Annotated in this window: 18 protein-coding genes; 3 read left to right on the top strand and 15 right to left on the bottom strand. The window is 60.2% G+C overall.

Going from position 1 to position 18402, the window contains the following annotated elements; genetic code table 11:
* Positions 1–53 precede the first annotated feature (53 nt).
* The 5 genes from DOM67_RS07495 to DOM67_RS07475 all read right to left on the bottom strand — a co-directional run bounded on the left by DOM67_RS07495 (position 54) and on the right by DOM67_RS07475 (position 4472).
* Positions 54–848 carry an IclR family transcriptional regulator gene (locus tag DOM67_RS07495; protein WP_110675007.1) on the bottom strand — a complete coding sequence of 265 codons (795 nt, stop codon included), beginning with the start codon at positions 846–848 and terminating at the stop codon, positions 54–56.
* An 11-nt stretch (positions 849–859) separates the two neighbouring features.
* Positions 860–2149 (bottom strand): FAD-binding oxidoreductase, encoded by a 1290-nt coding sequence (locus tag DOM67_RS07490; RefSeq protein WP_110675006.1) that lies wholly within the window; start codon positions 2147–2149, stop codon positions 860–862.
* A gap of 15 nt (positions 2150–2164) precedes the next feature.
* Complete coding sequence (locus tag DOM67_RS07485) at positions 2165–2893, bottom strand: amino acid ABC transporter ATP-binding protein (RefSeq protein WP_110675005.1); 729 nt, start codon at positions 2891–2893, stop codon at positions 2165–2167.
* Positions 2890–3555, bottom strand: coding sequence for an amino acid ABC transporter permease (locus tag DOM67_RS07480; protein ID WP_110675004.1), 666 nt, complete (start codon positions 3553–3555; stop codon positions 2890–2892). The genes DOM67_RS07485 and DOM67_RS07480 overlap by 4 nt, the downstream gene beginning before the upstream one ends.
* 113 nt (positions 3556–3668) lie before the next feature.
* The gene (locus tag DOM67_RS07475; RefSeq protein ID WP_110675003.1) at positions 3669–4472 is read right to left on the bottom strand and encodes an ABC transporter substrate-binding protein; all 804 of its coding nucleotides are present in this window, start codon (positions 4470–4472) and stop codon (positions 3669–3671) included.
* A gap of 368 nt (positions 4473–4840) precedes the next feature.
* On the opposite strand from DOM67_RS07475, the gene tmpT reads away from it, so the two are divergent.
* The gene (gene tmpT / locus DOM67_RS07470) at positions 4841–5509 is read left to right on the top strand and encodes a thiopurine S-methyltransferase (RefSeq protein WP_110675002.1); all 669 of its coding nucleotides are present in this window, start codon (positions 4841–4843) and stop codon (positions 5507–5509) included.
* Between the two features lie 573 nt (positions 5510–6082).
* Positions 6083–6817 (top strand): AraC family transcriptional regulator, encoded by a 735-nt coding sequence (locus DOM67_RS07460; RefSeq protein ID WP_198651753.1) that lies wholly within the window; start codon positions 6083–6085, stop codon positions 6815–6817.
* Positions 6818–6881: 64 nt separating this feature from the next.
* Here DOM67_RS07460 and DOM67_RS07455 read toward each other — a convergent pair whose 3' ends face one another.
* From DOM67_RS07455 to DOM67_RS07425, 7 genes are all read right to left on the bottom strand, one after another.
* The gene (locus DOM67_RS07455) at positions 6882–7478 is read right to left on the bottom strand and encodes a LysE family translocator (protein ID WP_110675000.1); all 597 of its coding nucleotides are present in this window, start codon (positions 7476–7478) and stop codon (positions 6882–6884) included.
* Positions 7475–8293 (bottom strand): formyl transferase, encoded by an 819-nt coding sequence (locus DOM67_RS07450; protein ID WP_110674999.1) that lies wholly within the window; start codon positions 8291–8293, stop codon positions 7475–7477. Before DOM67_RS07450 ends, DOM67_RS07455 begins: the two co-directional genes overlap by 4 nt.
* Positions 8293–10860 carry a lyase family protein gene (locus DOM67_RS07445; protein WP_110674998.1) on the bottom strand — a complete coding sequence of 856 codons (2568 nt, stop codon included), beginning with the start codon at positions 10858–10860 and terminating at the stop codon, positions 8293–8295. The genes DOM67_RS07450 and DOM67_RS07445 overlap by 1 nt, the downstream gene beginning before the upstream one ends.
* Positions 10861–10863: 3 nt before the next feature.
* Positions 10864–11823 (bottom strand): pyridoxal-phosphate dependent enzyme, encoded by a 960-nt coding sequence (locus DOM67_RS07440; protein WP_198651752.1) that lies wholly within the window; start codon positions 11821–11823, stop codon positions 10864–10866.
* Positions 11824–11871: 48 nt separating this feature from the next.
* Positions 11872–12774 carry a GHMP kinase gene (locus DOM67_RS07435; RefSeq protein ID WP_110675308.1) on the bottom strand — a complete coding sequence of 301 codons (903 nt, stop codon included), beginning with the start codon at positions 12772–12774 and terminating at the stop codon, positions 11872–11874.
* A gap of 299 nt (positions 12775–13073) precedes the next feature.
* Entirely contained in the window at positions 13074–13379 is a 306-nt protein-coding gene (locus DOM67_RS07430) for a transposase (RefSeq protein WP_280951053.1), read from the bottom strand.
* A gap of 41 nt (positions 13380–13420) precedes the next feature.
* A complete protein-coding gene (locus DOM67_RS07425) occupies positions 13421–13726 on the bottom strand; it encodes a hypothetical protein (protein ID WP_110674996.1) in 306 nt (101 codons plus the stop codon).
* A gap of 132 nt (positions 13727–13858) precedes the next feature.
* Between DOM67_RS07425 and DOM67_RS07420 the strand changes: the two genes are divergently transcribed.
* A complete protein-coding gene (locus DOM67_RS07420; RefSeq protein ID WP_348627296.1) occupies positions 13859–14674 on the top strand; it encodes a helix-turn-helix transcriptional regulator in 816 nt (271 codons plus the stop codon).
* On the opposite strand, the gene DOM67_RS07415 is transcribed toward DOM67_RS07420, so the two are convergent.
* From DOM67_RS07415 to DOM67_RS07405, 3 genes are all read right to left on the bottom strand, one after another.
* The gene (locus DOM67_RS07415) at positions 14668–16116 is read right to left on the bottom strand and encodes an APC family permease (RefSeq protein ID WP_110674995.1); all 1449 of its coding nucleotides are present in this window, start codon (positions 16114–16116) and stop codon (positions 14668–14670) included. The two genes, DOM67_RS07420 and DOM67_RS07415, sit on opposite strands and share 7 nt — an antisense overlap.
* Before the next feature lie 56 nt (positions 16117–16172).
* A complete protein-coding gene (locus DOM67_RS07410) occupies positions 16173–16949 on the bottom strand; it encodes a carbon-nitrogen hydrolase family protein (protein ID WP_110674994.1) in 777 nt (258 codons plus the stop codon).
* Between the two features lie 111 nt (positions 16950–17060).
* A complete protein-coding gene (locus DOM67_RS07405; protein ID WP_110674993.1) occupies positions 17061–18365 on the bottom strand; it encodes an aspartate aminotransferase family protein in 1305 nt (434 codons plus the stop codon).
* Positions 18366–18402 lie beyond the last annotated feature (37 nt).

Genomic DNA, 18402 nt, shown 5'->3' with positions numbered 1-18402 from the left:
AGCCCCGGTTGTGTACGAAAAGTCGCCGAGCCTAGGCAGTTTTCGTACAACATCTAGCGCCGGGTGCGCGCCGCCTGAGTGATCGCCCGCGCACACTCCAGCAGCGGTGGCCCGAGGGTGTCGATGGCGTTCTCCAGCTGCCAGCGGCTGGCAGGGGCGGTGACGTGGACCGCCGCCACCGGATGGCCCGAGGCGTTGATCACGGGCGCGGCGATATTGATGTCGCCCCGGAAGTATTCGGCATTGTTCCAGGCCAAGCCGCGCTGGCGGCACTGCTGCACGATCTCCACCAGCGCCTCGATCTCGGTCACGGTGTTGGCGGTATGGGCGATGCGCTCGCTGCGTTCGAGATGATCGCGCAGGGCGGCGTCATCGAGCGCCGAGAGATAGGCGCGCCCGGAGGCGGTGCAGAACATCGGCACACGGCTGCCGATCGGCATGTGGATCGGGATGTAGTGGCGGCTGGTGAAGCGTGCCACGTAGACCATATCGAGCCCACAGGGTTCGGTCAGCGAGACCGTTTCCAGGCAGCGATTGCTGAGATCCGACAGATACGGATTGGCGCAATCGATCAGCAGATTGGCCTCGAGATAGTGCGCGCCCACGCCGAGCACCCCGATGCCGATCCGGTACTTGCGGCTCTGCGCCACGCGTACCAGATAGCCCAGCTGCTCCAGGGTATGGGTGATCCGCTGTACCGAGCCCATGCTCATGTCGGTGAGCCGAGCGATCTCCGACAGGCTGAGTTCGCTGTGGTGGGCATCGAACAGACCCAGCACCACGAACGCCTTCTCGATGGACTGGTTGAACAGCGCCGAGCGGGCACCGGCGCTTGTTGAGTCGGCCATCGGGTCTCCTGTCATCGCTCCAGCCAATCCTGGGTCCGATAGTACTGGATCACCGCCGCGACGTAGAGCTGCTGAAGGCCGTGCAGCGGGATCGGCGCGATGGAGGTAACCGGTAACGGCAGGGCGTCGGCGAGCGCCCGGGTACCGAGATGGCGGCCGATCAGGCTGCCCAGATGCGTGCCCATCCCCACGCCACGGCCGTTGTAGCCCAGTGCCACGCTCAAGCCGGGGGCGGGTTCGTGCACGTGCGGCATGGAATCCTGGGTCAATGCCACCCGCCCGCCCCAGGCATAGTCGATCTCGACGCCTTTCAGCGCCGGATAGAGCTTGGTCATGCCGCTGATCAGGTGACGGAAATCGGTGGGGTCACGGGGATCATGAAAGGGTCCACGCCCGCCGAACAGCAGTCGACCGGCGGTGTCGCGGCGAAAATAGAACAGCAGCTTGCGCGCGTCCGAGGCGACCTCTCCCCGGGGCAGAATGGCGGCGCCCTCTGCCGGGCTCAGCGGCCGGGTCGCGATCTGAAAACTGTTGGCGGCGATCACGCTGCGTGCCAGGCCCGGCTGCAAGGCGTCGGTATAGCCATTGGTGCACAGCAGGACTCTCTCGGCCACCACCTCTCCATGGGCGGTGGTCGCCCGCCAGCCCTCGGCGTGACGGGTCAGCCCGGTCACCGCCGAGCCCTCGTGGAGTTGCGCCCCCGCGGCGATCGCCGCCCGGGCCAGGCCGCGCACGAAGGCCAGCGGATTGAGGCTGCCCGCGCGCGGGTCGCGCCAGCCGGCCAGATACGCCGTGGTACCGAGGCGCTCGGCGCAGGCCTCCCGCGCCAGCCACTCGACCTCGACGCCGCGCGCCGACCACTGTGCGGCGCGCTTCTCGATCCGCTGGACTCCGGCGCGGGTGGCCGCGGGCTGCAGCCAGCCCTGACGCTGGCTGTCACACTCGATGGCGTGGCGCTGGATGAGATCGAAGACCACGTCGGCATTGCGGCTGCTGGTGTCGATCAGGCGCTGCCCGCGCTCCTGGCCATAGCGTTCGATCAGCTGATCGGGGTCGTACTTGAGTCCCGGGATGACCTGGCCGCCGTTGCGTCCCGAGGCGCCCCAGCCGATCGTGCTGGCTTCCAGCAGGCGGGTCGAGATGCCGCGTTCGGCCAGCGCCAGCGCCGCGGCGACCCCGGTGAAACCGCCACCGACGATCAGGACATCGCTGCGGCACGCACCTTCGAGTGCAGGTAGCGGCGCTGCGGGGGGATGGCTATCGGCCCAGAGAGAACGCAGCATCGGCGGTGGGGTTGGCATCGGCGCGCCTCCTCTTCAGTGGTTGAGCACGCGGCGCAGGAAATCCTGCGTGCGTGCATTCTGCGGCTCGCTGAGGACGCGCGACGCCGGCCCCTCCTCGACGATCTGGCCGCCGTAGAGGAAGCAGACCCGGTCGGCCACCTCCTTGGCGAAGCTCATCTCGTGGGTGACCACGACCATGGTCATGCCCTCCGTCGCCAGGTCCCGCATCACGGTCAGGACGTCGCCTACCAGTTCCGGGTCGAGCGCGGAGGTGGGCTCGTCGAACAGAATCGCCTCCGGGCGCATGGCCAGCGCCCGGGCGATCGCCACCCGTTGCTGCTGGCCACCCGAGAGCTGGGTCGGATAGGCCGCTTGCTTCTCGGCCAGGCCGACTTTCTCCAGCAGCTCCTGGGCGTGTCGTCGCGCATCGGTCCGGGGCTCGCCCTTGACGAAGATGGGGCCCTCCATCACGTTCTCGAGCACCGTGCGGTGGGGAAAGAGGTTGAAGCGCTGAAACACCATGCCGACCCGGGTGCGCAGGCGATGGATATCGCTGCGCCGGACATCCACCGTCTGGCCATGGATGGTGATCGCGCCGCTGTCGTAACTCTCCAGACCGTTGATGCAGCGCAGCACGGTGGACTTGCCCGAGCCGGAAGGGCCGATGAGACAGACCACTTCGCCGGCGGCGACGTCGAGGCTGACGCCCTTGAGCACCTGGGTCGCGCCGAAGGCCTTGTGGATATGGTCGATGGCGATCATTGGTCGGCTCCCTGTCGCGACTTGGCGAAGAAACGCTCCAGGCGGTTGACGCCGAAGATCAGCGGCAGGCTGAGCGCCAGGTACATCAGCGCCACCATGGTGTAGACGGTGGTGTTCTGGAACGTCGAGGCGGCGATCAGCTGCCCTGCCCGGGTCATCTCCGCCACCGTGATGGTCGAGGCGAGCGAAGAGTCCTTGAGGATCATGACCGCGGTGTTGCCGTAGGGGGGCAGGGCGATGCGTACCGCCTGGGGCAGCACCACTCGGCGCATGATCAGGGCGCTCTTCATGCCGATGGATTTGGCCGCCTCGATCTGGCCGGCGTCGACCGCTTCGATGCCGGCGCGGAAGTTCTCCGCCTGATAGGCGCTATAGGCGATCCCCAGGCCGATGATGCTGGCCTGGAACGCGCTCAGATCGATGCCCAGTTCGGGAATGACGAAGTAGATGTAGAACAGCTGCACGATGATCGGCAGGCCACGGATCACGTTGATGAAGGTGCTGGCCAGCGCCGATATCGGCGCGAACGGAGAGCGCTTCATCAGCGCCAGCAGCAGGCCCAGAAAGGTACTGAGCAGCAGGGCGCCAAGGGTGATCTGCACCGTGACCACGGCGCCCTTGAGCAGGATCGGGAAAAACGCGGCGATATCGGAGTACGCCATGGAGGTCTCCTGGGCCGAGGCCGGGCGCGCCGGGCAGTGAAGCCCGGCGTGCGGCGGTTAGCGGGGAATCGCGAAATAGCGGCGACGTGTCGGTGGCGACACGGTGGGACTTGTCACAGGCCCCATTTGGCGAAGATGGCGTCGAGCTTGCCGCTTGCCTTGAGCTTGGCCAGGGAGGCGTTGACGCGGTCGAGCAGGGCCGTATTGTCCTTGGCCACGGCCAGCGCGACCTCGCCCACCATCTGCTGCTGGTAGTCAGGCGCCAGCTCGAGATCGGCGAAGCGGCCCTGCTTGAGCTGATAGGCCATCACCGGCGCGTCGCCGATGCCCGCCACGATGCGGCCCAGGGAGACGTCGCGCATCATGTCGGCGAGGGTGTCGTAGTTGCGAATGTCCGGAAACAGCCCGGTCGCCTGCAGCTGGCGCACATAGGTCGTGCCGACCTGCGCGCCGACCACCTGACCCTTGAGATCGTCGAGGGTATGGATATCCCCCTGATGGTCACGCTTGACGATCACGCCCTCGCCGTAGGGATAGACATCGTCACTGAACGCAACGACCTTGGCGCGCTCGGGGGTACGCAGCATGGCCGCGGAGATGATGTCGATCTTGCCCGAGGTGAGCGACGGAATCAGCGCGTTGAACGACGACTCCTTGATCTCGACCTTGACCCCCATGTCCTGGCCCACCGCCTCGATCAGATCGACCATGGCGCCGGTGATCTTGCCGCTGGAGACATCGAGGAAGGTGAAGGGGATGCCACTGGGGGTGGCGCCGGCGATCAGGGTCTCCTGTGCCTGGGCGGCGTTGATGCCCGCCGTGGCGAGACCCAGCGTGGCGGCGGCCACGAGGCAGTGTCGGCGTAGGCGAGAGAGCCAGCGCAAGGGGGCGCGGGTAGTGGGTGAGTAATCGATCATGAGGCTACCTGTCTTGTGGGGTTGTTATGTCGACTCAGCGATTCACCTGCCTGGTCGAGCCTATCCAAGCCCTGAGTTATCGGCAAGTGTTAATAGTTATCGTATATCGATAAAATAGCGCTTTTCCCCCAGCGTGACTTGCGTCAGCCCCTGTCCGAATGCCTCTAACAAGTGATCCCTGCTCGAAAAACCGGCGAGTCGCGCGATACGTGGGCAGCGCAGACGCTATGTACTGGAAGAAGTGGCGGGTCGCTCGAAGACCACCAAGGTCTAACTGCTCTACCCAGAGCTCGACTGGGTTAAGCTGGCGACAGGCAGCGGCACGGCGACAGCCTGGTGTCGATCACTCAGCAAGTGGGAGAGAACCGGTGGAGCATCGATTCTGGCAACAGCGCTGGGAGCAGGCACAGCTCGGGTTTCATCTGAGCTTCGTCCATCCCATTCTCAAGCGCCATCTGGCGCGCTATTCGCTCGCGCCGGGGGCGCGAGTGTTCCTGCCGCTGTGCGGCAAGACCCTGGATATCGGCTGGCTGCTGAGTGAGGGGTATGCGGTGGTCGGCGCCGAGTTGAGCGAGCTGGCGGTGGCGCAGCTGTTCGCCGAACTCGGTGTCGAACCGGTGGTGAGCGAGTGGGAGGGCGGCCAGTGCTGGCAGCACGACGCGCTGACCGTGTTCCAGGGCGATATCTTCGCGCTGACACCGGCGACGCTGGGCACGGTCGATCTGGTCTATGACCGCGCTGCGCTGGTGGCGCTACCGCCGACCATGCGCGACGCCTACGCCCGACAGCTCGTCGAGTTGAGCGACGCCGCGCCGCAGCTGCTGATCACCTTCGAGTACGACCCGGCGGAGAAGGAGGGCCCGCCGTTTCCGGTGCTGCCGGCGGAGGTCGCCCGCCACTACGCCGATACCCACAAGATCGAGGAGCTGTCGCGCAAGGACGTGCTCGACGCCTCGCTCAGCTTCCGCGATGCGGGCGTGTCGTGTTTCGTCGAAGTCGCCTGGCGGTTGCTGCCGCTTGCGAAGGGGCATGCTTGAACGCCGACGGGAACTCGCTATCGGTCGTCGTCCAGACCAGGCGTGTCGCCTGCCCCCAGCCCTTCCTCTATCGCCAGCGGCCCATTTGCTGACCCAGCCCGAGGGTGACGTAGGAGAATAAGGCGCCAGTCTCGTTGACGTGAGGCGTCATAGCCACAAAACCGACCGAGAAGAGCAGCATCACCAGCGAGGCGATGAGAAAGCTCACGTGAGCGCCGGCATGGCATGATCGTCCAGTCGTCGCCCAGGGCAAGTGTATGGCTTGCGTTGCTCTATATGCAGGGATATCGTGAGTCATCAAACATTTCGTATAGATGCGACAACTGATGTAAAGGTGGCTCGCTTCAGGTCCGGGAACCAGTTGACTGGAGGCCGAACTTGTAAAGGGATAGCGGCAGTCTTCATGAGGTCGAGTTGCAAATGACATATCCCAATCCGCTGACAGTCCAGGGCTCACTCGAAACTGCTGGAGCTAAAGCTGTCCGTTCCTTGCGGTTACCGTCTGGAATTGTACTTTCAGAGTGGTCTGGGTACGACACACTAACGGAATATAGCGGCTCTTCAGAGAACGTGTTGAGCATCTATCTGTCTGGAGGCGAGAACTGTAGCCAGATTCATGGGCAAAGAGTTGTGAGAAGGGGCTTTAAAGACGCAATATGTCTGTTCCCAAGGGGCGAAGGGAAGTCGGTATGGAAAATTACCAATCGACTGAATTTCCTCCACATTTACTTCGATCCTAGATGTTTTGACATCGATTTTCTTCAATCAATGCGCCAAGCGCCTGAGCGTTGTCATTTTCGAGAGGTGTTCCAGGAATCGGCCCCTGTAATTAGCTCTGCTGCTCGTAGCCTTGCGCAGGCGGATTGGACTGATCAATCGCTATCTCTTGGGATTGATAGCCTGATGTGCTGGATACTGCAGAATACATTCCATTACTTCGCAGAGAAAGACCTTGAGGACACAGACCTGCGGGGGTGTCTGTCAGTACGCCAAGCCACTCTCATTCGGGGTTATTTGAATGAAAATCTAGGGGAACGTATCCTGCTCGATGACCTCGCTGGGCTCATTAATCTCAGTCGATTCCACTTTCTACGCAAGTTCAAGAACACCTTCGGTCAATCACCCCATGCATACTTGACCCAACTTCGGATGAACCAAGCACATGATCTGCTTCAGAAGACTGATGAAAAGGTGGCGATGATTGCTCTTGAGTGTGGTTATGCTCAGCATAGCCAGTTTACTAGCGCCTTTAAGCGGCATTATGGGTACCCACCGGCGGCTCTTCGTAAGCGTATAGATCGCGACTGATAGTTTGCTTTGATAACTAAGTTGAATTCATTGCGAAATTTGATAGAAGATGTGAGGGTTATAATCATATAAGTAGAAAAATCACGGAGGATGCAGTCAATAATCCCATGATACGGAAGAACATCCGGCCATGAAGAAAATGCCGCATCATTAGCCCTCCCATCGCCCACACAGTGTTACACGGAAAGAATATCAGTCCCAGCGTGATTGAAAGCAGGATAGCATCTGTGTAGACCCCTCCGGTAAGGGGTAGAAACGTGGATGTCGCAGTGGCAGCGAGTAACCAGATCTTGGGATTCAGCACTTGTAATAAAGCTGCCTGACCCAGAGTTATGGGGTGATCATTCCCATGCTCCGCTGTGCCAGTCGATTTTGAAGTATAAAGCTTGTAGGCGAGGTACAAAATATATGCCGACCCTACGACCTTGAGAGCAGTATGAAGGACAGGATAGCGGCTCAAAACTCCTCCAAGGCCGAGAGCGACCCCCATGAATAGAACGAAAACCCCCAGAGATATACCGATTAACGGTGGCAAAGTTCGCCGGTAGCCAAACTGGGCACAATTTGTTGTCACCAGCAAATTGTTGGGACCCGGCGAGATGACCAGGGGGACGGCAAACAATGAGATCTGAAATAACTGAATAATCAAACTATCGTTCATCGAATTCGCCTCCCTTCCTGATCATTCGCTGTAGTGTCACCGCTCTGGCGACGCATCGCAAGATGATGTCTGAGTTCTACGAGCGGGCCTCGGTCGCGCATTCGATATACGGTCCCCCTATCTGGTTGAGGGGAGTTCTCCCAACGGGAGATATCAGGATAGAGCCGTAAGCGGTTGACAAGCGAGACAACCGCCTGTTTCTCTGCGCGCGAGTACAACGTCTCAGAGTTATCGCCGTACTCAAAATTCACGGAGTGGTGGCTGATGATCTCACCAGCATCTAAGCTCGATGAGACGCGATGGATGGTAGCGCCGAGTTTGTCGTAGTCGCCGTTATAAAGTGCGAAAAAGAAACAATGGTTTCCCTTGTACTCAGGGAGGTGGCCACCATGCACGTTGATGATCCTGTCAGACGGAATCTCTGCTAGCACCTTCGAACCAATAATCTTGGTGCCCATCACTATATAGGCATCTGAAACTTCCTCGCGAAGCGCACCGATGACACAGGAATCGTTGATCCATGGGGTTTCTAGAAACTTCACCCCCTCAAGTGCACGGAGACATTTCCAGTCTCGAATGGCATCCTCGCGTGAAAAATATCGTTGGCGAAATTTGGAGTAACCAAAAACACGCCGCCGTATATCGTGATACCGAGACCATAGGTAGTCGCGATAGTTGCCCGTCCTTCGAAGTCGTAAAACCTGAGCGTAACCAGGCTCAACAATCACTCGCACCTCACCGAAGGCTTTTTGCAACTCAGCCGCAAGATACAAGTGGTGGGGACCGTCGGAGCAGAGCAACGTGACCCTGGGCATCAGTTTGTTCTCCTAAATCGATTGTCGAGATCTCGTTTGTTGCCGTTCTCTCGCGCCCTGAATGCGAGTTGATGACGAGCTACAGCTCGCAGACGACCACTCAATGAAGTAACAGCAGCTTGTGTGTTGTCCTTTGCGGGGCCTCCCCCACCTACAAGACGCTCATAGGCTTGGGCGCCATCAGCCTCACTCTCTAACTCGGTCAGCAAGTTTGCCGCGGCCGTCGACAAAGAATCTTTGTTGCCACCGCCGGATAGCAGAACAGTCCCAACTGCTGTGTGAGCGTCACGAAAGGATGATTTTCCTTGCTGTACCAAACTCTCAGCCACGATGGTTGCGCAAGCATTTCCGTGTTTGACGGCTCTCACCGTTCTAATGGTATCGATGCAGAGGCCTTCAATCGCGTATGTCAAAACATCCAGCATATCGAGCAGCTTTTCTGCTATCTCCGCGACGATCTCAACAGCTGTGCGGCTTGCCTGGTAGGAGTTTCCAGTCGGAATGTGGGTCAGCGAGGAGAAAGCTCCAGTCAAGTGACCTACGTTTAGGTCGTGGTGCAGTCTGAGCCATTCCAGCAGATAGGGATTACGCTTCTGGGGCATGTTCGATGACCCACCATACATACCCTTGGGAAGTGTGATAAAGGCGATTTCTCTCATTGACCACAGTTGGAGGTCGCTCGCGATTCGATTGATGTCTCCGCTTAGGATCGTCATCAGACTGGCACATCTAAGTGCTGGATTTTTATCTGTAATTGCACTGAGGGAATTGGTTGGGCCGGATTTGAAACCGAGCAACCTCGCGGTGTACTGGGAGTCAGTATTGAAACTTGTCCCTGCACCGGCACAGGCCCCGAGCGGGGATCTCTCGAGCTCGTCTCGCATAGCGATCAGTGGGTCGAGAGAATCTAGTAGGATCTCTCCCTGTGCTGCCATATAGTGGCCAGCAGTACCTGGCATTGCTGTTTGGTACTGGCTATAGATGGGCAACGGAACGTCTAGAGTCTCGCTTGCTCGGCTGGCCAAGGTTTCCTCTAGTATGATTACGCGCTCCACTACCGCGTTTATCACTTCTTTTACAGACAAGAGTAAGTGGGTTGCGTTGATGTCGTTTCGGGAACGGGCCGCTTGGATCATCCCACCAGTGTTTCGACCGCAGCGACTGATTACGTATTGCTCATAGTCAAAGTAGTCTCCGCGGCCTGAGTGATGCTCCTCTAGCAACTCAGGGTTGTACTCCAATGCCAAAACTGCCTCTTTAAGATCGCAGAATTGACCTGACTTAATCACACCCTGAGATCGCAGCATGAGTAGGTGAGCCTTCTCGATGGTCAGCAAGTTGGATGTCAGTTTACCGAATCGTGGAGGTCCAGATTTTTGGTTGACGATCTCATAAATGTCCTTTGCATCTACTTGGGTTTCATGGGTGTCGGTGTATAGTACACGGCTGCATTTCCTACTCCTGAGCGAACTACGAAGGGCTGCCATACCATGAGTACCAGTAGCAATAACGTAGCCTGCACGATCAGAGAAGTCGAATTTTCCTTTATTTCTGCCTGAAGTGTGGAACTCGCCGGACTCGAAACACTCAGCGGAAAATTCAACACCCAAGTATGGTCGGTCGACTTCCGGGACGATGAACGACACAGCAGTAGTTAAGTAAGGCTTGGGGATATTGAACTGGCAACGCCCTGAGAGATAGCTCCGAATGTAAAGGTCTACGACCGACCAGCCATAGGCATGCTCCATAAGCCGAGGAATCATGCCGCCGGCTAATCGAGCGTTAATCTCAATCACAGTCACACTATCACCGTGAATTTTCAGCTCAGTGTGGGCAGGCCCAAAGGTGTACCCAACGGCATCGAGAGCACGGATAGCGGTCTCGGTAATTCTTCTATGCGTTGTATCGTCCAACTCCAGAGGAAGCACATGCGCTAGCTCGAGGAAGTGAGGAGGCTTTGTAACGAACTTGCGTGTCACGGCCAGTAGGTGATGTCCTTGGTCATCTGTGAACGTCTCAATAGAAAATTCAGTACCCGGAGCAAACTGCTGTAAAATCCAACTGCCCTCGGTTAACTGTGGCATTTGATCGCAGCTTTCAATGAACCGAACACCGGTGCTCCCTGTGCCTTGACGGGGTTTCACTATGACAGGGTAGTCGAGACCCTTTAAATCGTTCGGCTTCTGGATCTCTCTCGTTACTGGGTATTTGATGCCATAGTCTCTCAGCACACTCTGGAGGCTGAATTTGTCACGGCACAAGTTGACTGAGCTTGGGGAGTTGCCGATCAAGACAAGGCGCTCGGTAACCTCAGAAGCGATCTGGATGTAGCCATCACTCGTCGACGTCACATAGCGAACGTCATCTATGTGAGAGATTTCATCTGCGACAGCATCGATGGATGATGTATCGCATATCTTAATGTGGATGCGGGGGTCCAGTTTGTTGAGAAAGGCATACTTCGACGGGTCACGAAGCAAGAAATAAACATCGTCATACGGCAGTGATGCTGTTAGAAGTGCCTCACCGAAACCTGTGGTATTTGACTCAATGTAGATAATAGCCATAGATCATCGATATGCCTGAATTGACTTGCGATTCCAGTGCATCCATGCCCAATGAGTATTTGCATCGTACTCGGTCGGCCATTGGAGGCGATGAGGGGCCAGGTGCTCGAAGGCAGAGGCATTGGAGTCCTCGAGATAGGCTGTGTTGGTGTAGCGTGAGCCATCATCTGGACTTAGAAACACAATGGGTACACCAGGGTTCTGGTCTCGCACAAAGCGAGCAACGGTGTATGCAGCCCCAGTAGTAGGGCCACGGAAATGGCCGGTGGAGCTGTAAAGCAGGCGTGTATAGTGGTTTGCTAGCTCTGGTGTGAGCCAGTGCACGTCATCGAACAGTTGATGACGTAGATTTTTCGGCATCACCGTGTTGCCGAGCCCTCGCAGCCTGACAGGGCCACCACCTTGGCCGAAGAGAACGCTGTTGAATGTGTCTACCCCAATTAGAGTGCAGTCCGCACCTGCATTGCGCATTGATGATGCTATGCCGCAACTGGAGCCACCAGAGCCCACGGGAGCCACCAGGATTGCTCGGGGGCCGATGAGCTCTTTGAGCTGCTGTCCGATCTCTGAGTAGGCATTTGCGTTGTCATCGTTGTCGTATTGTCGGCACCAAAATGCATCGGGTTCGCTAGCAAGAATTTCATGAAGGCGATCAAGCCGAGCTTTTTGGTAACCCGCTGCTCCTTTCTTGTCGGTGATGATCTCAACACGGCCGCCAAGCATTTCAAGCTGACGTTTGTACGACTCGTCAATAATCGGATCGCCAATGGCAACGAAGCGAAGGTTCATGCGATTGCAAACGATGGCCATCCCAAGAGCGAAGTTACCGCTTGATGTCTCAACCACCAATCCCCCGGGCTTCAGATCTCTACGGGATAAGGCCTTCTTGATGATGTAGTTAGCAGGGACGATCTTCATTGCTTTGAAGGACACCATGTGGAGATTATCTTCCAGGATGAACAAGGTCGCGTCCCGCATAGCATCCAGCGCGGATTTGTATCTAAGCATCTTTTATACCGTTCTGTAATGTTGGGAGCTGATTCGATTTGCTTGAAGCTTCATCTGCGCGTAGGTTGACTTGCTGACTCGCTCAGGATCATTCACGTCATAGAGCAGTCCGAGGTAGGTTCCCGAGTGGGCTGCGATCAGTCCGAGTGCATCTGTTTCGACCATGAGAGAGTGCATGGTGTCTAAGTGGGGCATGGGATTGAAGGTTTGGGATAACTCACAACTGCGAGTCGAAATCGCACCAAGTGACTTAAGATCATTGTTGCGGAAAGCAGTCTTTATCTCCTTAAGCAGTTCCAGATATTCTCCCCGTAGCTGAGCTGATACTTCATGTCGAGCCTGATTGAACTTGATGGTGTCGCACTCCCCGGAGCGACAGGCTCCTATGATTGAAAGGGGAGGGACATCGCCAAGTCGCTCATCCAGCTCTACATCGCGGTGGTAGAAGGAGACGACGCCGTCGTACATCACTCCATCGGTTGGCTCGATATTCCGCAGAATGCATTCAATCTCAAAAGGGACCACTTCACGCAGATGAGCTCTGGCAGCTGCTCGTATAGCTGCGACCATATCTGCTGATGAGCTTGCAAGGCCCTTACCTGCGGGGAATACGGACTTGAAGTGGAGTTTTCCTCCGGGAGGCAAGTCGTTGCGGCAGAGGTACTCATCCGCTGCTCGGCAAGCCTTGGTTCGGGAAGCTATGGAAGCTGAAACTCGGGTGTCCTCATTCACTTCGAAATCGACAACGGTTTCGAGGTCCACGGGAAGCGTCACGAGGAAATGCCGGTTGTTGGGTAACACTCCTTGGAGCAACTCACCGAATGTTCCAAAGCACTGACCAGTTGCACGTTTAGGCAATGCATCACAATCGAGGAAGGAGCCAGCTAGCTCTGTATGAACATCCATATTCATCCCCAATGAAGAAAGGCTCGATCACGCGGAACCCCGAGGATAGATAAGCTTGTTGGTGTATTGCTTTGGAAGAATTGCTATCCGCTTGTGAAAAGTTGCGCGGGACATGATTTCTTCGAGGGAGGTATTCTCGGCGAGTACGACCAGCCGGAAGAGGCCTTTCGTGTCCTCGAATTCAACCAGCATCGTGACCGGCCAATTGCTGTTTGGGGAGTCCTGTGCAGATCCTTCGTGGTTTCGTAGTATAGGTGGCCCAATGAGATCGTATACTATATACAATCTTTCCAGACCGTTCACGAACGTCTCATTAAGCGGTTCGTGGCTTCCATTTTGCTCTTGCCATTGCCTGTCAGCCGCCGATAGAGCGCCGATATATCCGGGTTTCGACTTATGCCGACGATAGCCGACATGTATAGGCTCTGACGTAGCTTCGGATTGCCGGCTTTCAATGAGCGAAGCCGGCCTCGTACGGAACTGCCTGATTCCCAGCTTACAGACATCACGCCGGCGAAGGCCGCTGCCTGCCGGGCGCTTTCGAAAGTGCGGCTACGCAGCGTCGCCAGCGGGCGAAGAGATACCGCAGGGACTACGCCCGACAGCTCGTCGCGCTGAGCGGTGCTGCGCCGCAGCTGCTGCCGCGTTAGCTGTCGTCTCGGCGAGGGCCGGCGGCCGGGTGCGTCGTATCATCGTCGGCCGCCGAGGCGTGCATGCTGCTGCGCAGCGCGTCGTCGCGAACTTCGAGGATATCGAACAGTCCCAGCGCCTCGAGTGCGGGTCTCAAGGTTTCGATACTGTCCGCTGCCCGTTGGCGCTCGGCATCTGTTGTCAGCGGATCGAGCCACACTCTGGCACTCGCCAGGAAGGCACCCACCGTGCCCTTGCGAATGCTGATGCCATCACGTTCGATACGATCCTGTTCATCGGGGAGAAGGTCTTCTGGTCGCATGCATTGTCTCCGGTCGAGGCGTGGTATTCGCTCACGATAGAGGGTATCGACGTGTCATGGATAAGCGTTGAAGGTCATTCGATAGCACAAAGAGGCCAATCTTGATGCGCACGCCCATGCTCGATCCCTCCCGTGCGGATAGCTCGGAAGGCCCCCCCGGTGCAGGTGGTGGCGAGATGTGACGGGCAGGGACGCACGACGCCTCGTCATACGCATGCTCGTGGCCAGTGGCTGGGGACATCGAAGGGATTGATCACGGTCGACGGCGACCACGGTCGCTGGGTGGTGCCCGCCACCTATGCGATGTGGGTACCGCCGGACGTGCCCCACGGCATGTCGTCTCATGGTGACTTCGAAGGCTGGAGCGCCTATGTGGCGCCAGCGCATTGCGTGCATTTTCCGAGCATGCCCTATCTCTGTCTGATGTCGCCGCTGTGGCTCGAGATGGTGAGGCGGCTAGCGGGTGATACACGCGGGCCGGACGACCCGGCCCATCGTCGTCTCGCGCTAGCACTGCTCGATGAAGCCTGCGCGGCTCCCCACGAGCCGCTGGGCTTGCCGTATCCAAGCGGCTCGCGCTTGCGTCGTGTCGCCGACGCCATCGCAAGATGCCCGCAGGATGAGCGGCGATTGAGTGAATGGGCCATCTGGGCCCATGTGTCCACGCGCACGCTGTCGCGTCGCTTCGTCAAGGAGACCGGCTTTACCCTGACCCAGTGGCGCCAGCGCGCGCGGCTGTTGCGCTCGTTGGAACTCCTGGCCTCGGGGGAGACGGTACAGAGCGCGGCGCTGACACTAGGCTATACCAGTGCCAGCGCCTTTATCGCCCGCTTTCATGGCGTCTTCGGGTGTACGCCGGGGCGCTACGCTGCCGGTGAGCCGATACACGTCAGCTTGGCCACACCCAGTGGCATGGCCGACTCGACAGTCGACGCCGCCGATCAATAAGCCCCGGCGCCGGGCGGCGAGAGCGGCGCGTCGCCGGCCATCGCTCGGGCGCGGCCGAACAGCGCCCCCACCAGCAGGGCGAGCAGCGGAATCAGGGCCAGCAGGGCGCTGATACCGATACTGCCACCGGTCACCAGCGTGAAGTTGGAGAGCACTAGTAGCAGGCTGGCGAGCAGCAGCAGAGCGGCGAGGCTGGGGGCGATACGGGTCTGCCAGCGGCGTTGCCAGGCGAGTTCCGGATGACGCCGGAAGAACGCCAGCGACGCCAGGGTCGTCAGCAGCATCAGGCCGATCATGCCCACGGTGGCGATACCCGCCATATAACCGAACACCTGCGTCAGCGGGTCCAGGCCCAGTGCCAGACACAGCAGCATCAGCGCTAGTGCGGTGAGCGTCTGCACCAGCGAGGCGTAGGAGGGCGCGCGATGCCGCGGGTGAATGCGGGCCAACCGCCGCGGCAGCGTGCCCTGGCGCGCCAGGGTGAACTGATAGCGGGCGAGCACGTTGTGGAAGCTCAGCACGCAGGCGAAGAGGCTGGTGAGCAGCAGCACCTGCATCAGATCGCGCATGACACTGCCGGTGTAGAGCTCGGCGGTGTCGAGCAGCAGATTGGCGTCGCCATCCAGGGTCTTCTGGGCGATGCCGGCGACCTCTCCGGCGCCGTTGGCGATCACCAGGGCCCATACCGAGAGGGTGTAGAACACGCCGATGATCAGCACCGCGAGATAGGTCGCCCTGGGGATGGTACGCGCCGGCTGGCGGGCCTCGTCGCGGAACACCGCGGTGGCCTCGAAGCCGATGAAACCGGTGAGCGCGAACAGGACCGCCACGCCGAGACCGCTGGTGAGAGCGGTACTCGGCGCGAAGGAGGAGAACTCGATACCCTGGGCGCCGCCGTCGGCGAAGATGGTCAGGTTCATGATCACCACCACGGCAATCTCCAGCACCAGCGCGACCCCCAGCACCTTGGCGCTGAGATCGATATGGCGATAGCCGAGATAGGCGACGATGGCGACGGTGAGCAGCGAGTAGATCCACCAGGGGATGGTGGGGCCGCCGCTATGGCGGACGAAATCGCCGACCGCCCAGCCCATGTAACCGTAGACGCCGGCCTGGATGGCGGTGTAGGCGACCAGCGCCATGAACGCGGTACCCAGACCCAGCCGCTGGCCCAGCCCGAGGGTGACATAGGAGAAGAAGGCGCCGGCCTCCTTGACGTGGGGCGTCATCGCCACGAAGCCGACCGAGAAGATCAGCATCACCAGCGAGGCGATGAGAAAGCCCACCGGGGCGCCGGCACCGTTGCCGGAGGCCAGCGCGATGGGGGCATTGCCGCCGATCACCGTGAGCGGTGCCGCGGCGGCGATGACCATGAAGACGATACTGCCGGTACCCAGACTGCCGTGAAGGCGCGTCGGGTCCGCAGGAGTGGTGTTGTCCATGGGACGATTTCCTCGTTGTTATTGGTTGGAAATTCGGGTTGTCGCGATGACGCTGTCTAGGGGGTGAATAGCTCCTGGCGCAGGTCGTCGAGATAGGGGTTGGCGGCACGGCCCGCGGCCACCGCGGCGGGGTCGATCTCGGCATGGATGAGCGCTTCGCCGGCGCTGGGCGCCTCGGCGAGGGGCTCGCCATTCGGCGCCACGATCAGGCTGTGGCCGACGTAGTCGAACGCTGCCTCGTGGCCGTGCTGGTTGGTATAGGCCACATAGACCTGGCTCTCCCAGGCCCGGGTGGGGATGAGCCGCCGGTTGACGTGGGCGAATGGTTGCATCTGGGCGGTGGGCACGCAGATCAGCTCGGCGCCCTGGCGTGCCGCGGCGCGGACGCTCTCCGGGAACTCCACGTCGTAGCAGATCAGCAGCGCGATACGTACGCCGCGATAGTCCGCCACGCAGGTGGCGCGGTCACCGGCGGTGAACTGATCGCGGTCGACATCACCGAACAGATGCGCCTTGTGGTAGCGCGCGAGCACCTGGCCGTCGTCAGCGATCAGATGGGCGGCGTTGTAGCAGGCGCCGGACTCGATCTCCGGCCCGCCCACCACCAGCCCGATGGCGTGGCGCGCGGCGATCTCTCGCGCGCGCTCCAGCGGTGCTGCCTGCGCCAGCCGCCGGGTGTCGTCGCCGAGCACGTAGCCGGTCAGGAACATCTCCGGGGTGATCAACAGCGCCGCGCCTTCCGCCGCGGCGCGACGGGCGCTCTCGTCCAGCCGCGCAAGGTTGGTGGCGATATCGCCGTGGGTGCTCAGTGCCTGCCAGGCGGCGATCTGCATGGGAAACTCCTTTCGGATGGGTCGAATGGCAGCGGGCGCGTCGTCTTGGGCGTTATGTCGGGATAGACGCCACGCCCGCCGGGTCTGGCCGGTGTTCGGTCCGGCCGCCTCTCAGCCCAGTGTACCCAGTGCCTCGTCGATGATCGCCAACCCCTGTTCGGCTTCACCGGCGGTGACGATGCACGGCGGCACGACATGGATGCGGTTGGCCACCACGAATGCCAGCAGGCCACGCGCCAGCATCGCCTGCTTGAGCTTGCCGACCTTGGCCGCGGCCAGCGGTTTACGGCTGTCCCGGTCCTCGACCAGCTCGATGGCGTGGAACACCCCCAGGCCGCGTACCTCGCCGACATGGGCATGTCGCTGGGCCAGGCGGGCGAGGCCGGGGGTGAGCACCGTCTCGCCGATCTGGCGGGCGTTGTCGACGATACCCTCCTCCTGCATCGTCTCCAGGGTGGCGCAGATCGCTGCCATGGCCAGCGGGTGGCCGGAGTAGGTCAGGCCGCCGTAGAACATCTCGTCGTCGAAGTGGTGGGCGATGCGCTGGTTGACGATCACCCCACCGGCGGGCACGTAGCCGGAGTTGACCCCCTTGGCGAAGGTGATCAGATCCGGCACCACGCCGAAGTGGTCCAGCGCCAGCCAGGCGCCGGTGCGGCCGAAGCCGGCCATCACCTCATCGAAGATCAGCACCAGGCCGAACTCGTCGGCCAGCGCGCGCACGCCGGCCAGATAGCCCGGCGGCGGCACCAGGACGCCGGCGGTGCCCGGGATGGTCTCGAGCAGCAGCCCGGCGATGCTCGCCGGCCCCTCGCACTCGATCACCCGGCGCAGGTGGTGCAGCGCGCGCTGGCACTCCTCCTCCTCGTTGCCGGCCCAGAATTCGCTGCGATAGAGCCAGGGGTTGAAGAAGTGCACGTGGCCGCGGGCGTACTCGTTGGGCACGCGGCGGAAATCCCCGGTGGCGGCGATCGCCGAGCCGGTGCCGCCGTGGTAGGAGCGGTAGGCCGAGAGGATCTTGTCGCGGCCGGTGACCGCCCGCGCCATGCGGATGGCGTTTTCGTTGGCGTCCGCGCCGGCGTTGGTGAAGAACACCTTGGCGAAGCCGGCCGGAGCGCGTTCGAGGATCTTCTCGGCGGCGCGCCCGCGCATCCAGTTGGCATGGGCAGGGGCGACGGTGGTCAGCTCGTCGGCCTGGGCCTTGATCGCCGCGATCACCCGCGGGTGCTGGTGGCCGATGTTGGTATTGACCAGCTGGCTGGAGAAGTCGAGGTACTCGCGGCCGTCGTAGTCCCACAGGCGACAGCCTTCGCCGCTCTTGATCACCAGCGGATCGAGTGCGCCCTGGGCCGACCAGGAGTGGAATACGTGGGCGCGGTCGAGCGCCTTCACCTGCTGATTGTCGATCGAGTGCATGGGGAATCCTGTCGTATCACATGATGTTCGGGGCACA

This window comes from Salinicola sp. RZ23 (assembly GCF_003206675.1).
Classification (GTDB): Bacteria; Pseudomonadota; Gammaproteobacteria; order Pseudomonadales; family Halomonadaceae; genus Salinicola; species Salinicola endophyticus.
This window is presented reverse-complemented; position numbering and strand designations above follow the sequence as displayed.

What these genes read in the sequence shown, in the direction of transcription:
- DOM67_RS07410 (WP_110674994.1), bottom strand. Translation starts at nt 16,949, where the DNA reads ATGCAGATCGCCGCCTGGCAGGCACTGAGCACCCACGGCGATATCGCC.
- DOM67_RS07405 (WP_110674993.1), bottom strand. Translation starts at nt 18,365, where the DNA reads ATGCACTCGATCGACAATCAGCAGGTGAAGGCGCTCGACCGCGCCCAC.
- DOM67_RS07475 (WP_110675003.1), bottom strand. Translation starts at nt 4,472, where the DNA reads ATGATCGATTACTCACCCACTACCCGCGCCCCCTTGCGCTGGCTCTCT.
- DOM67_RS07450 (WP_110674999.1), bottom strand. Translation starts at nt 8,293, where the DNA reads ATGCCCAGGGTCACGTTGCTCTGCTCCGACGGTCCCCACCACTTGTAT.
- DOM67_RS07455 (WP_110675000.1), bottom strand. Translation starts at nt 7,478, where the DNA reads ATGAACGATAGTTTGATTATTCAGTTATTTCAGATCTCATTGTTTGCC.
- DOM67_RS07435 (WP_110675308.1), bottom strand. Translation starts at nt 12,774, where the DNA reads ATGGATGTTCATACAGAGCTAGCTGGCTCCTTCCTCGATTGTGATGCA.
- DOM67_RS07490 (WP_110675006.1), bottom strand. Translation starts at nt 2,149, where the DNA reads ATGCCAACCCCACCGCCGATGCTGCGTTCTCTCTGGGCCGATAGCCAT.
- DOM67_RS07425 (WP_110674996.1), bottom strand. Translation starts at nt 13,726, where the DNA reads ATGCGACCAGAAGACCTTCTCCCCGATGAACAGGATCGTATCGAACGT.
- DOM67_RS07495 (WP_110675007.1), bottom strand. Translation starts at nt 848, where the DNA reads ATGGCCGACTCAACAAGCGCCGGTGCCCGCTCGGCGCTGTTCAACCAG.
- DOM67_RS07485 (WP_110675005.1), bottom strand. Translation starts at nt 2,893, where the DNA reads ATGATCGCCATCGACCATATCCACAAGGCCTTCGGCGCGACCCAGGTG.
- DOM67_RS07480 (WP_110675004.1), bottom strand. Translation starts at nt 3,555, where the DNA reads ATGGCGTACTCCGATATCGCCGCGTTTTTCCCGATCCTGCTCAAGGGC.
- DOM67_RS07445 (WP_110674998.1), bottom strand. Translation starts at nt 10,860, where the DNA reads ATGGCTATTATCTACATTGAGTCAAATACCACAGGTTTCGGTGAGGCA.
- DOM67_RS07415 (WP_110674995.1), bottom strand. Translation starts at nt 16,116, where the DNA reads ATGGACAACACCACTCCTGCGGACCCGACGCGCCTTCACGGCAGTCTG.